General features: G+C 30.9%; 14 protein-coding genes. 9 read left to right on the top strand and 5 right to left on the bottom strand.

Annotation, left to right across the window (positions count from 1 at the left end; translation table 11 throughout):
* Nucleotides 1-70: 70 nt before the first annotated feature.
* Nucleotides 71-2,308: an OmpA family protein gene (locus Q0616_RS02070; protein WP_298774640.1), complete on the bottom strand. Its 2,238-nt coding sequence runs from the start codon at nt 2,306-2,308 to the stop codon at nt 71-73.
* A 230-nt stretch (nt 2,309-2,538) separates the two neighbouring features.
* Between Q0616_RS02070 and Q0616_RS02075 the strand changes: the two genes are divergently transcribed.
* From Q0616_RS02075 to Q0616_RS02090, 4 genes are all read left to right on the top strand, one after another.
* The gene (locus Q0616_RS02075; protein ID WP_171623824.1) at nt 2,539-3,405 is read left to right on the top strand and encodes a cupin-like domain-containing protein; all 867 of its coding nucleotides are present in this window, start codon (nt 2,539-2,541) and stop codon (nt 3,403-3,405) included.
* Nucleotides 3,406-3,568: 163 nt separating this feature from the next.
* Nucleotides 3,569-4,885, top strand: coding sequence for a Na+/H+ antiporter NhaC family protein (locus Q0616_RS02080; RefSeq protein WP_298774644.1), 1,317 nt, complete (start codon nt 3,569-3,571; stop codon nt 4,883-4,885).
* Nucleotides 4,886-4,948: 63 nt separating this feature from the next.
* The gene (gene mnmA, locus Q0616_RS02085) at nt 4,949-6,142 is read left to right on the top strand and encodes a tRNA 2-thiouridine(34) synthase MnmA (protein WP_260544241.1); all 1,194 of its coding nucleotides are present in this window, start codon (nt 4,949-4,951) and stop codon (nt 6,140-6,142) included.
* Nucleotides 6,143-6,332: 190 nt separating this feature from the next.
* Nucleotides 6,333-7,367, top strand: coding sequence for an alpha/beta hydrolase (locus tag Q0616_RS02090; protein WP_188319689.1), 1,035 nt, complete (start codon nt 6,333-6,335; stop codon nt 7,365-7,367).
* A gap of 62 nt (nt 7,368-7,429) precedes the next feature.
* Here Q0616_RS02090 and Q0616_RS02095 read toward each other — a convergent pair whose 3' ends face one another.
* Nucleotides 7,430-7,921, bottom strand: coding sequence for a metallophosphoesterase family protein (locus tag Q0616_RS02095; RefSeq protein ID WP_260544238.1), 492 nt, complete (start codon nt 7,919-7,921; stop codon nt 7,430-7,432).
* 34 nt (nt 7,922-7,955) lie between these two features.
* Here Q0616_RS02095 and truA point away from each other — a divergent pair, with 34 nt between their 5' ends.
* From truA to Q0616_RS02115, 4 genes are all read left to right on the top strand, one after another.
* The gene (gene truA, locus Q0616_RS02100; RefSeq protein WP_171623819.1) at nt 7,956-8,711 is read left to right on the top strand and encodes a tRNA pseudouridine(38-40) synthase TruA; all 756 of its coding nucleotides are present in this window, start codon (nt 7,956-7,958) and stop codon (nt 8,709-8,711) included.
* Nucleotides 8,698-10,458 (top strand): ABC transporter ATP-binding protein, encoded by a 1,761-nt coding sequence (locus Q0616_RS02105; protein ID WP_298774666.1) that lies wholly within the window; start codon nt 8,698-8,700, stop codon nt 10,456-10,458. The genes truA and Q0616_RS02105 overlap by 14 nt, the downstream gene beginning before the upstream one ends.
* 79 nt (nt 10,459-10,537) lie before the next feature.
* Complete coding sequence (locus tag Q0616_RS02110) at nt 10,538-10,954, top strand: hypothetical protein (RefSeq protein WP_171623817.1); 417 nt, start codon at nt 10,538-10,540, stop codon at nt 10,952-10,954.
* Nucleotides 10,955-11,077: 123 nt separating this feature from the next.
* Nucleotides 11,078-12,028: a LysR substrate-binding domain-containing protein gene (locus Q0616_RS02115; protein ID WP_171623816.1), complete on the top strand. Its 951-nt coding sequence runs from the start codon at nt 11,078-11,080 to the stop codon at nt 12,026-12,028.
* Between the two features lie 74 nt (nt 12,029-12,102).
* Here Q0616_RS02115 and Q0616_RS02120 read toward each other — a convergent pair whose 3' ends face one another.
* The gene (locus Q0616_RS02120) at nt 12,103-13,221 is read right to left on the bottom strand and encodes an ionic transporter y4hA (RefSeq protein ID WP_298774668.1); all 1,119 of its coding nucleotides are present in this window, start codon (nt 13,219-13,221) and stop codon (nt 12,103-12,105) included.
* Between the two features lie 164 nt (nt 13,222-13,385).
* Here Q0616_RS02120 and Q0616_RS02125 point away from each other — a divergent pair, with 164 nt between their 5' ends.
* Nucleotides 13,386-13,697 carry a DUF3817 domain-containing protein gene (locus tag Q0616_RS02125; protein ID WP_225539044.1) on the top strand — a complete coding sequence of 104 codons (312 nt, stop codon included), beginning with the start codon at nt 13,386-13,388 and terminating at the stop codon, nt 13,695-13,697.
* 29 nt (nt 13,698-13,726) lie between these two features.
* Here Q0616_RS02125 and Q0616_RS02130 read toward each other — a convergent pair whose 3' ends face one another.
* Nucleotides 13,727-14,032, bottom strand: coding sequence for a helix-turn-helix domain-containing protein (locus Q0616_RS02130; RefSeq protein WP_225539045.1), 306 nt, complete (start codon nt 14,030-14,032; stop codon nt 13,727-13,729).
* Nucleotides 14,033-14,044: 12 nt separating this feature from the next.
* A partial coding sequence (locus tag Q0616_RS02135; protein WP_366940228.1) for a hypothetical protein occupies nt 14,045-14,502 on the bottom strand: 458 nt, incomplete at its 5' end.

A 14,502-nucleotide genomic window follows, 5' to 3' on the forward strand; every position in this document is an offset into this window, starting at 1 on the left:
GATTGAAAGAATTTCTTAATTAAAGATTTATAAAATATTAAAAGACCGAGATTTTCTCGGTCTTTTTTATTTACAATTTTATCTTAAACCTCACTCGTCGATTTTCAAAATTTTTCCAATCAATACAATTCGTTGCAGGATTGCATTCTTTGTGTTTCAAATCAGAAAAACCTTTACCAAAAATTGTGAATCGATTTTTATTTAATCCTTTTTCAATCAAATAATTCAATACTGCATTCGCTCTTCGTTGAGATAAATCAAAATTGTATGATTCCGTTCCCACAGCATCGGTATGTCCTTCTATTACGAAATATAGCGTAGGATTTCGCTTCATTATTGATACAACTTGATTCAATTTTGGATAATCAATTGTTCTAATTTCAGCTTTATCAAAATCAAATTCGACCGTTTCCATCAAATAATTTGAAAAATCTTGTACATAATTTCCGATTTTTTCTTCGTTCAAATTTTCTTCTGGACAACCATTTCCAAAACGATTTCCTTTTACGAGCGGACATTCGTCTTCCAAATCCATCACGCCATCGCCATCTGTATCATAATCGTTGTTGAAATTTTCAAGATAATCTTTTTGTATCAATAAATTATATGGAGTCGAAATATTGAATTCAGTTCCAATTTTCTCAATTTCTTTTCTATATCGTCCATCTTTCTTACACATTTCGCCACAACGTTCCTCATCTTTCAAGAGATAATCAATTTTTTGCTTCGCCCAATAAAAGGTAATTGCTTCTGTAAATTCGCGTTGATTAGGCTGATTAATTTCAAATGTTTGAGTAAAATTTTGATTGGATTGATTTCCAATTAATTCCATTTTTTTTGGATATCGACGATTGCAATCACGTGAAACAAAATTGACAGTATTTTGTGCCAAATAGGTATTGAAATTTTTAGGAAATGTTTCGCTGAGGTTGATTTGTGCTGATTGTACTTTTATATGATAAATAGATGAATTGATAATAGCTTGATAAAATTGAGTAGTTTTTTGGTTAAATTCTTTCGGTTCGTTTACTGTAATTGGAAGAGTACCTGTCGCCAAACTAATAAAATTCATCGCTTTATAATCTAATTCTCTTCCAATTCCAAGTGTAATAAATTGCGTGTCTTTTGCATAATTTCGAAGCGAATTATAAACAGTTTCATTCAAATTCATTTTTCCATCCGAAATAATAGCTATAATTCGTTTATAATTTTTATCAAAAGGATTTTTCTGAATTTGATTGATGGCTTCATCCAATAATTTTTCACCATTCCCACTTAAAGAATTAATTTTTTGTAATGCAAAATTGATATTTTCTTTTGTTTTTAATTGCGATTTTTTGAAGATTAAATCATTTTTTGTCGAATAAATCAGTACATTAAATTTATCTGTTTCATTTAATTTAGGTAAAATTTGATTCATCAATTTTTTGATGGTTTCAATTGGTTGGTTCATCATCGAACCTGAAGCATCTAAGACAAACAAAAATTCGCGTGGTGTAGTAAAGTTTAAATTGTTTTTTCCTGGATCTATCGTTCCTAAAATATAATCGCAACCATTTTTGGTAAAGGTTTCAATTCCTGTTTGTAATTCATTTTTTGTATACGAATAAAGAATGTTTGGAAGTTTAGTTCTAGTAAAATCAGTTGAATAATTTCCTTTGTCATCAAGATGGAATTTTAAATCGGAAGTGATTTTTGAAATGGGAAAATTTCCAGAAAGATTAATTTTTGAGTTAATGTGTTGAGGAAAACCATTTATTTTATTATTCCAACGATTAATTTGTGTGAAAGATTCAGTTCTTTTGACGATAAATTCTGGAAAAGAAAGTTGATATTTTAAATTATTTTCTTCAACAATTTTCGAAACTTTTAGTTGAATTTTAATTGTTGCATTCGCAGGAATTTTTCCTAAATCTAATTGCAAAAATTGATTGTTTTTCTGAGTTTTAAAAACAGTTGATGCATCAATGTTTTTCAATTCTTTTCGAATATCTACGATCGATTTGGATTGAATTTCAAAAACATTTTCATTGACTATAGCTTTTAACTCATAAATATTTTGTGAAACTTGGTAAGGATAAATAAATTTGGCCGAAATTTCATCTTCAGATTTGTTTTGGAAATGATAAATGCTACTTTGATTTCCTAATAAATGATGAAAACTGTAGTTGTTTTCGAGTTTAATTGCTTCAATTTTTTCAAAATCGTCGTCATTTTTTAGTTCTAAATAAGGAAAGATTTGTTGTGCACAACAAAATGTATTCAGAATTATAAAAAAAAGTAAAAAATGTATTTTTTTTGGGTTCAAGTTGATGCTTTTAAATATGTCAATGTAAAGATAATGAAACAATTGATGTGTTGTTTATTTACTTTATTGCTAATATTGATTTTGTATAAAAAATAAATAAAGCAGCTGTTAATTTTAATGGTTATATACAAGGAGTTATTTCTTGAATTTAAAAAGATTGGTTTGAAAATTGCATTAGTCCGGATTTAACAAATAAGTTAATTAAATTTGCACTTTATTTTACATAAAAGATGAATTTTAATTTCAGAGAAGTTGAAAGAGTAGAAAGTATTTCTGCGAAAGATTTTCAGAAATATTACGTAAAACCTCAAAAACCAGTTGTAGTAGAGCGGATCACAGAGGATTGGCCTGCCTATGAAAAATGGAATTTTGAGTATATAAAACAAGTTGCAGGAGACAAAATTGTTCCTTTATATAATAATGATCCGGTTGATTATACGAAAAAAGTAAATGAACCTGTTGCGAAAATGAAAATGTCTGAATATGTAGATTTATTACAAAGTAAACCTACTGATTTACGTATATTTTTATACAATTTAATGAGTCAAGTTCCGCAATTGCAGCAAGATTATAAAATGCCAGATTTGGGATTGAATTTATTCAAATCGATGCCAATGTTATTTTTTGGTGGAGAAGGTTCAAATGTGTTTATGCATTATGATATCGATTTAGCGAATATTTTGCATTTTCATTTTGCAGGAGAAAAACGTTGTATAATTGTACCGCCAGAAGATACAAAATACATGTACAAAATACCTCATTCGGTTATTTGTAGAGAAGATATTGATTTTGATCATCCTGATTTTGAGAAATGGCCAGCGTTGAAAAAAATTAATCCAATGGTAGCCGATCTTAAACATGGAGAAATGCTATATATGCCTGAAGGTTGGTGGCATTACATGAAATATTTGACACCAGGATTTTCGATGAGTTTGCGTTCGTTGGCTCACAAACCAAAAAATTTATCAGAAGCGATTTATAATATTTTTTTGATGCGAACATACGATAATGTAATGCGTAAAATGAAAGGTCAGGCTTGGATTGATGAAAAGAATGAACGCGCAATCACAAAAACGAATAAATTAATTGCACGATAAAATAGTTTTATAGAAAATTTTTCTAAATCAAGGAATGTCTATTGAAAGATGTTCCTTTTTTTATTCTATTCACTTAAAATCGTATAAATCAATAAATAATTTATTTTAATTATACTAAATTTAGAAAGATATTTGCAGAATATTTTTCTGAATTTTAAGTAATATGATCACTAAAAAAGGAAATTTTTGGGCTTTATTCCCTTTAATCATTTTTATACTCGTCTATTTTTCGGCATCTACCTATTTGAACGATTTTTATACTGTTCCAGCTTTGGTCGTATTTATGTTAGCTTTGGTTATTGCGTTTGTTCAATTTCCTAAAGTTCCTTTTAAAAGCAAAGCCAAAGCGTTTTGTAATAATGCAGGTGAAGAAACGATCATGCTAATGATATTAATTTTTCTACTTGCAGGTGCTTTCGGAAGTTTAGGAGCAACAATTGGCGCAGTAGAATCGACAGTTAATTTATTTCTGAATTACCTTCCTTCATCCTTTATTGTAGCTGGATTCTTTATGTTATCATGCTTTATTTCGACTGCTTTAGGAACTTCAGTAGGAACAATTGTAACAGTGGCACCTATAGCGGTTCAAATGGATAAAATGATTCCAGGCTCTATGCCAATTTTGTTAGGAGCTGTCGTTGGAGGTGCAATGTTTGGTGATAATTTATCGTTTATTTCCGACACTACAATTGCTGCAACACGTACGCAAGAAGTAAGTATGAAATCTAAATTTAAAACAAATTTTCGAATAGTAGTTCCTGCAGCTATTGTTTCGATAATGATATATTTTTCAATTTCTCAACATTTTGATACTTCAAATTTCAAAGGAGAACAGTTAGATTTTGACTTGATTTTAGTTTTACCTTATTTGTTAGTTTTCGCTCTGGCAGTTTCTGGAGTTAATGTTATTTGGGCTTTAATCATAGGAATTATCTCGTTCATTGGAATTGGATTATTTTATTCTGGCATTCCAACTGTAACATTAATTTCTGCTATTAATGAGGGTTTCAAAGGTATGTTCGAATTATGTATCATCTGTTTAGTGATTGGCGGAATTGTTGGAATTATTCGTTTGAATGGTGGGTTAGATTTTATCATTTATCATTTAACGAAAAATATCAAAACAAAACGTCAAGCAGAAATGAGTATTGCATCACTTACAGCGTTAGCAAATGCTTGTTTAGCGAATAATACAATCACAATTTTAATTTGTGGTAAAATTGCCAAAGAAATTTCTGATCATCATAAGTTAGAAGGCAAACGCGTAGCGAGTATTTTGGATACAGTTTCGTGTTTTGTACAAGGAGTTTTACCTTATGGTGCACAAGTATTGGCAGCTGTTGCTGCGGCGAACGCTATTTCGAATGTTGCAAAAGTTTCTTCGATAGATGTTTTATCTAATTTATATTATCCATTTTTGACGGGAATTTGTACGCTTATTTTTATCTTATTTTTTCAACCAAAATCAATTAAAAAATAGATTGATGTAGGATATTCATTCGTCGGATATTATTTTATAACTTTGTGAACTGAAATTTTTAAGATGAAAAGAGTTGTCGTAGGACTTTCTGGAGGAGTAGATTCAAGTGTTACAGCCTATTTGCTAAAAGAGCAAGGCTATGATGTGATCGGATTATTTATGCGTAATTGGAACGATGCATCAGTAACGTTGGAGGATGAATGCCCATGGATAGAAGATAGTGCAGACGCTTTGTTGGTAGCTAAAAAATTAGATATTCCTTTTCAGGTAATTGATATGTCTGATTCGTACAAAGAACGTATTGTAGATTATATGTTCAATGAATACGAGCAAGGAAGAACACCAAATCCAGATGTATTATGTAACAGAGAAATCAAGTTCGATTTGTTTTTGAAAACAGCTTTAGAACTTGGTGCGGATTATGTTGCAACTGGACATTATGCACGAAAAACATCTACAATTGATAAAAATGGGAACGAGATTTTTCAGTTATTAAAAGGAACTGATAACAACAAAGATCAATCTTATTTCTTGTGTCAATTGTCGCAAGAACAATTAAGCAAAGCATTATTTCCAATTGGAGATATAGAAAAACCAGAAGTAAGAAGAATAGCGCAAGAACAAGATTTGGTGACAGCTAATAAAAAAGATTCGCAAGGACTATGTTTTATTGGAAAAGTAAGTTTACCCGAGTTTTTGCAACAACAATTAAAACCAAAAGAAGGTGTAATTATAGAAATTGCGAAAGATTGGAACGGATATAAACGCGAAATCCCAACTTTTACAACGAAATACGAAGCATTAGAGTTCGAAGCTAAAGGATTTTCTTATAAACAAGAAGACGGAGAAATTGTAGGTAAGCATCAAGGTGCACATTATTTTACGCGTGGTCAACGAAAAGGATTAGGTGTAGGAGGAAAAGTAGAACCTTTGTTTATCATCGATACAGATGTTAAGACCAATGTGATTTATACAGGTCAAGGAGCAGATCATCCTGGATTATTGAAAAAAGCTTTATTTATAAAAGAAGAAGAAGTGCATTGGGTTCGCGAAGATTTAGCACTTAAAACGGACGAAACAATGGAAGTTATGGCGCGTATTCGTTACCGTCAACCTTTGCAAAAAGCTATTTTACATAAAGCTGAAAACGGAATGTATGTAGAATTTGAGCATCCTCAATCGGCAATTACAGAAGGTCAGTTTTGTGCTTGGTACAAGGAAGATGAACTTTTAGGTTCTGGTGTGATTAATAATTAGAAGTTAAATTATTTTATATTTTCAAACGCTCAAGATTTACTTGAGCGTTTTTTGTATATCATAATTTGTGAAATATGGTTGTAAAGAAGGAATATTCTACTTAAAACCTTGTTAAACTTCAGGTTGATGATAATAAATCTATTGCGAAATAACGAAAAATGTAGTTATTTAGCATACCAATTTTTATCAAATGAAAAACGTATTTTATATCATGATGATTAGTTTTTTAACATCGTGTGCTGCAATTCATAATGTACCAACTTCACAAAATCCGAATAATTTTATTCAACCCAATACAACAAGTTCATTTGTTGATCAAAATGGTAATTTTTATCCAGATAATTGGTTGAAGTCCTATGGAAAACCACCAATGAATGCAAGTAGAAGGGATTATTCGCTAATGAAAATTGCAACAGAAAATAATTTTCAAAATCAATTAACGACTTACGAAGAATTACGTCTTAATAATATTGAAAAAAGAGTTAAGAATAAAAAACGTGTTATCATTTTTGTTCATGGAATTGACAATGATTATTTATTTAGTTTAAAAAATTATAACAAAGCCAAAACCTATATGAATCTTAATTCATCAACCGATGAGATAATCAATTTTTATTGGGACGGGTTGGTGAACGAGAGCCTTTTTGGTGCAGCAAAAGTATGGGTTAGTGCAACAACAAATAGTCAAATGGCAGGTGTTTTTGGGTTGCGTAGAATCTTGAATGTTATTCATAATAAAGACGTTTATTTGATTTCGCACAGTCGTGGAGCTTCAGTCGTGTTAAGTGCTTTGGTGAATCCTTCTTTGCGAGGAAGTGAGATAAAACGTGCTAAAAATGCACATCATGTTGATTTTACAAATGCCGAAATGTTGAAAGAAAATAACAATAAAATTTATAGTATCATGTTAGCCCCAGCAATTGGGAAGATTGATTTTACCACAGATGCAAATCAATACAAAACTTTTTCTACTCAACTGAAACGTATGCATATCACGATTAACAATACAGATTATGTGTTAGGAAAGGGTAAGACAGGTTTCATGTCTCGCAACTTGATTGCGACTGATTTTGGATTTAAGAAAGATTTGTTTGATGAACTCTCAAAAAATTATACGTTTTTAGAAGAAACGGATTTTACAGGTCAAGATTCGCATGAATTTAGAAAATATATCACCAATCCAAAATTTATTTCGATTCTGAAAGCGTTCAAATTAACAAAGTAAAACGAAAAGCGAAAGTCGAATTTCGCTTATTCATTTCGTAAATCAAAAATCTAACGTTGTCATTATTTTTTAAATTCAATCACCTCTAAATTTTCAATTTTACCATCATTCAATTCAAAACGCAACATTGTACGAACTTTCTGAAAACCATGCTTACCAACAGCACCAGGGTTCATATGAATTAACCCCAATTGTCTATCAGGCATAACTTTCAAAATATGAGAATGCCCACAAATAAATAATTTTGGAGGATTTGTATAAATTTCTTGACGAATAGCAGGATTATATTTGCCAGGATAACCACCAATATGGGTGATCCAAACATCGACACCTTCTAAGGTAAATCTATTGTTTAGAGGAAATTCTGCACGCGCTTTATTATCGTCAATGTTTCCATAAACAGCACGCAACGGTTTTATTTTTGCTAATTTGTCGGTAACAGAAATATCTCCGATATCCCCAGCATGCCAAATTTCGTCTGCTTGTTGCGCATATTCCAAAATTCTATCGTCGATATAAGAATGCGTGTCCGAAAGTAAAAGAATTTTCTTCAAAAGGTTGTATTTTTGTTGTTCAAATTTACAACAATTGCGATATTTTTTAGAATTAGCATACAACGGAAAAAATTATTTTGGTTATCAAATCCAACCCAATCAAATTTCGGTTCAAGAAGTAATCGAAGATAGATTGTCTAAAATCTTAAGAAAAGAAATTTCGATAGTTGGTGCAGGCCGTACAGATTCTGGTGTTCATGCCAAAAAGATGTTCATTCATTTTGATTATGACGAATTACTAAATAATGATTTAATCAAAAAATTAAATTCTTTTTTACCAAAAGATATAGCCGCTTATCGCTTATTTTTGATGGATGATGAAGCGCATGCTCGATTTGATGCGACTTCGCGTTCGTATAATTATTTTATTTCACCCTTCAAAGATCCTTTTGCGTTTGAAAGTGCATGGATTTTTAATCGTAAATTGGATGTGGAAAAAATGAACGATGCAGCAAAATTGTTAATTAAGCAAGGAGATTTCGGAAGTTTTGCTAAATTACATACCGATGTAAAAACCAATATTTGCGATGTAAGAGAAGCATTTTGGCGAACAAATGAAAGTAATCAGTTGGTTTTTAAGATTACTGCAGATCGTTTTTTGCGAAACATGGTACGTGCAATTGTTGGAACATTGGTTGAAGTTGGATTAGGAAAAATTTCTATCCAAGATTTTGAAGAAATTATTGAACAAAAACAACGTTCTTCAGCTGGTGCCTCGGCTCCTGCGCAAGGATTGTATTTGGTAGATGTTCAATATCCAAAAGAATTATTTAAAAATGAGTTCAAATAACGAGAATACATCGTTTGATTTTAATGGATTAAAACGTGTTTTACAAATTGGTGCACAAAGCAAATATTTATTTTGGGCCGTGGTTTTTGTAGCAGTTTTTAGTGCATGTTTTTCTGTTTATCGTCCGTATTTAACGGGAAATATTATTGATGATTACATTCAGACAAAAGATTTACCAGGTCTAAAAATGCAAATCGTAAAACTTGCTTTAGTGTTGGTTTTCGAAGGGATATTGTCATTTTTCATGGTTTATTTAGCAAATGTTGTTGCACAGCGTGTTATTCGTTTGTTACGCGTTCGTTTGTACAATCATCTGATCAAGTTTAAGCTTGGTTATTTCGATAAAACACCAAACGGTGTTTTGGTTACACGTTCAGTTTCAGATGTTGAAACAATTGCTGAGGTTTTCAATGATGGTATTTTGGTAATGTTGGGAGATGTGCTAAAGATCGTGTTCATTGTATTTGTAATGTATTGGATGAATTGGGTTTTGGCTACTGTGGTGATTATTATTCTTCCGTTAATGATGATTATTACACGTTTGTTTCAGAAAGCATTGAAAAATGTGTACCAAGAAGAACGTACGATTGTGGCGAAGTTGAATACATTTGTACAAGAGCGTTTGACAGGAATGAATATTATTCAGGTATTTAATCGTCAACAAGCAGAATACAATAAATTTGTTTCAATTAATAATGATTTAAAGAAAAATTATCTAAAAACAGTTTTCTATTTTTCACTTTTATTTCCTGTTGTCGATATTATTTCGGCTTTAGCAACCGGAAGTTTAATATGGTTTGGAGGATTAAGAACAGCAGTTTATGGAGATGTTTCGGTTGGTGATTTAATTGCCTTTACACAATATGTAACCTTATTAACAGCGCCTATGCGTGCAATTGCAGAGCGTTTTAATACCATTCAACGTGGTTTAGTAGGAGCAGATCGTGTGTTCAAGATTTTGGATGATGATCAGACTTTACCGGATAATGGAAAAATTAAATTGGATCATGTGAAAGGAAAAATCGATTTCGAGAATGTTAAATTTTCTTACGTTCCGAATAATTTGGTGTTGAAAGGAATTTCTTTTTCTACAAATCCAGGAGAAAAAGTTGCAATTGTAGGTGCAACTGGAGCAGGAAAATCAACGATTATTAACTTGTTAAGTCGTTTTTATGATATTGATTCAGGCACAATAAAAATAGATGATGTTGATATTTATGAAATGGATTTACAGAATCTTCGTCATCATGTAGCGGTTGTTTTGCAAGATGTATTTTTATTTAATACAACCATTTATGATAATATTGTTTTAGGGAACAAAGATATTTCGTTGGAGGAAGTACAGAATGCCGCAAAAATTATCGGGATAGATCATTTCATCATGTCATTGCCAAAAGGTTATTATAGTGAGGTAAGCGAGCGAGGTTCTACGCTTTCTGTTGGTCAACGTCAATTGATTTCGTTTTTGAGAGCGTATATTTATAACCCAGAAATTTTGGTGTTAGATGAAGCAACTTCTTCGATTGATACAGAATCAGAAGAGTTAATTCAGAAAGCGACCGATAAATTAACGCAAGGTAGAACGTCTATCATTATTGCGCACCGTTTAGCGACAATTCAGAATGCAGATAAGATTATTGTAATGGATAATGGAATGATTGTCGAACAAGGCACACACAGCGACTTGTTAGCAAAGCAAGGTAATGATGCTAATCTTTATGAACTTCTATTTTCAAAAGAAAATTAAAAAATAATAAGAATAATTCGTTAGATTTGTTTAAATTGAACAATCAAACAATATTATAAACTTTTAAACTCTAATTAAAATGAAAAAATTATTTTTAGCCGCTGCAGTATTAGGTGTAGTTTCTTTATCTTCTTGTAAATCTGAAAAAGAAAAAGTAGCAGACAAAGTAGAAAATACGCAAGAAAATGTAGCAAATACAGTACAAGATCAAGTTGAAGCAGGTAAAGAAACGATGGATAAAGTTGCAGATGTAGCAAAAGATTTACCAACTTTCTCTGATCCTAAAGTAACTGAATTTGTTACCAAATACAACCAATGGGCTGCAGATATGAAATTAGCAGCAACTGCAGGTGATGCAAATAAATTAGCAGAATTAACAAAACAATCAGTTGATTTTTCAAAAGAATTACAAGGTTACACACAATCTTTAACAGCAGAAGATGCAAAGAAATTACAAGATTGGACAGCTGAAATTCAAAAACAATTAAATAACTAATAGGTTGTTTTCAACTTTATAAGCTCGGATATATCCGAGCTTTTTTTATGATTTATGATATAGATTCATAATATAATAATCCATATCTTTATCACAAAAATTTATAGATATCAATTTTTAAATATGACATTAGTACAATTACAATATGTGCTGGCTGTTGCTGAGCATAAGAACTTTACAATTGCTGCTGATAAATCCTTTGTTACTCAACCAACGTTGAGCATGCAAATTCAGAAATTGGAAAAAGAGTTAAATATTGATATTTTCGATAGAACTTCGCATCCAATTAAGATTACACAAATTGGAGAAAAAATTGTTGCACAAGCCAAAACAATTTTAATGGAAGCTAATCGAATGAAACATCTTGTTAACGAAGAAAAAGGTTTGTTAGAAGGTGATTTTGTGATTGGAGTTATACCAACCGTTTTACCATCTTTGGTGCCATTGTTTTATAAAACTTTTCAAAAAAATAATCCGAAATCAAATTTGATTATCAAAGAATTGCAAACGGATAAAATTGTAAAAGGAATAAAAGACGGCTCATTAGATTTTGGAATTGTCGTTTCTCCATTATTCGAAGATCAACTGATAGAAAGACCTTTATATTATGAACCGTTGGTAGGTTATGTTCCAAATGGACATCGTTTAGCGGGCAAAGAAAAAATTAATGAAAATGATTTAGATACTTCAGATTTATTGATTTTACAAGAAGGTCATTGTTTTAGAAATAATGTATTGGCATTATGCGATACATCTAATATGAAAAACCGTCCGATAAAATTGGATTCAGGAAGTTTCGAAGCTTTGATAAAATTAGCAAACGATGGATATGGAATGACATTGTTACCAGCGTTGGTTGCGGATGATTTATCAGATGAATATAAAAAGTTTGTAAAGAATTTCGAATCTCCAGTTCCTACGCGAGAAGTTTCATTGATTTTTCATCAATCTCAACTGAGGGATTCTTTTGAAAAAGAATTAATCAATACAATTCAAGGTATATTGAGAGGGAAAATATTTTTAGAAAAAGACCAAAAAATGGATTCGAATATGGTTTCGTTACCTAAAAGATAGAGCAACTATTTATTTTAAGCATAAAAAAAGCGACTGATAATTCAAGTCGCTTTTTTAGTTTTTAAAACTTATTTTTAAGGGACAATTGTTGTAAATAAATAGGTTGCAAAAAGGGTTAATAAAACAATTCCTTGTTGAATATTTGTACGGCCCGAACTTAGAGATAAATAAACTGTAAACAGCGAAAGTACCAATAAGACAGAAGATTTAGCATCGATACCCAACGTAACTTCTAATCCTGTAAAATAACATACAATTGCAACAGCTGGTATCGTTAATCCGATTGAAGCTAAAGCAGAACCTAAAGCCAAATTAAGACTTGTTTGTAAGCGGTCTTGTTTCGCAGCTTTATACGCTGCTAAGCCTTCTGGTAATAAAATAACTCCAGCAATAATAATTCCGACCAACGATTTTGGAGCTCCAAATTCCATCACAATTGATTCGATGGTAGGCGATAGTTTCTTAGATAATAATACAACTGCAACAAGTGCAAATATTAATAAAACTAAACTAGAAATGGTTGTTAGTAGATTAGGTTTTTCAACATGTAATTCGGAAACAACGTTATCAGAATTATTTTGTGGAAGGAAATAATCTCTGTGTCGAATAGTTTGTACAGAAATAAATCCGCCATATAAAATAAGAGAAATAATTGCGACAAAAATTAATTGGGAAGACGAAAATTCACCGCCTTTTTCTGATGTCAAAAAGTTGGGTAAAACTAATGTTAAAATAGAAATAGCAACCAAAGTAATAAGGGCTGTCGAAACACCTTGTTTAATGAAGTTTTGCTCCCTAAAACGAACACCTCCTGCCAATAAACATATTCCGATTATTCCGGTTAAAATAATCATCACAGCTGCAAAAACAGTGTCTCGCGCCAGGACAGATGGAAATCCAGTCGGTTCTGACATCATCAATGAGACAATTAATGAAACCTCGATTACAGTGATGGCTAAGGCTAAAATTATGGTTCCGAAAGGTTCGCCTACTTTATGCGCTACAACTTCTGCATGATGTACAGCTGCTAAAACTGCAAAAATTAATATGATTCCTAAAACTGTAGAAAACCACACTTGTTCTTTAAATTGGTCGGCAAATCCTAACGAAAAGATTGCTATAATTGGGCAGATAATTGTCCAATAAGGTAATGTTAAATTGAATTTTCTTGAAATAAAATTGTTTACATGCATTCAATAGATGGTTTTGGATTAGCTACAAAAATAATCAATAATATTGATAATTAACATGTATGATTATCATAAATAGTAATGATTGTACATTGTTTTTTGTTAAATTAACGGTTTAACTAATGATTGTCATTAGAAGAGTCTCAATAAAAAATTAAATTTGCACCATGTTAAACGTATCTGACGAAAAGTTAAAAAAATGGTTCGCTACTGCTTGTGTATGGGAAACGGTAAGTTGTGCACTTTTGTTTTTAGTCGCAATGCCGATTAAATATCAATTTGATTATGTGCTGCCTATGCCATTTGCAGGAAGTTTCCATGGTTTCTGGTTTACAGTTTATCTGCTGTTACTTTTCAAAGTTAGAAAAATTTACAAATGGGATGATGAAGATTTTATCATTTACATAATGTATGCTTTTGTACCTTTTGCAACTTTAGCAGTACATAAAGTGATTAAAGAAGATAAAAACAATCAATAAAAAAGGCTTCATCGTGAAGCCTTTTCTATTTAATAATCATATATCTTTCGCCATTTAGCAATTGTATTTCTACTTATTTTATATTTTTCAGCAATATAGGTATTGGTGTAATTATTCTTTTTCTGAATATTTAATATTTTCTGAATAGAGTTTAAATCATACGATTTGTGTTTTTGATTATCAGTAGTTTCGTTAGTGTTTAATATCTCTGATAGTTTGATGACATCCAAAACATCCATTTCTTTTTTTAAAAGCTTTTTGGTTTGTTGAATTTTTTCTGGGAACTTTTTCTGAATAATCTCTTTATAAATTTTTTGGTAGTTTGGTTTTTGCATGATGAGTAAAATTTAATTTTGAGGTAGATATTTCTTTATCCAATTATGGATGGTATTTTTAGGTATATTGTATTCATTCGAAATTTCTTGAATCTTTTTGTTTTCAGTTGTGTATAAATCCAAAACAAAGTCAATAATCTCTTTTGTATAGACACTTTTTCGAAAGCTTGGTAATACAGAACTTGTGGAGGAAGTTGTTTTAGAAGAGTTTTTTGGAAGAGGAGAAAACAAAATAATATGTTGCGAATAGATTCTAAAAAAATCATACTCTAATAATTTTGACCATTTGAGCAAATCATCAGTTAAGATACTTTTACTCTTGAATTGTGCTTTTATTTCTTCTTCTGTATAAGTCTTAAAAAAAGCAATAATTCTTGATGTGTCAATGTCTAATTCGTTCACTCTTTTTTTAATCAAAGAGCCAATGTGTATATTTTTCATAAGGTAGTAAAATTCGGTAGGATAAATAT

Source organism: uncultured Empedobacter sp. (assembly GCF_937930195.1).
GTDB lineage: Bacteria > Bacteroidota > Bacteroidia > Flavobacteriales > Weeksellaceae > Empedobacter > Empedobacter stercoris.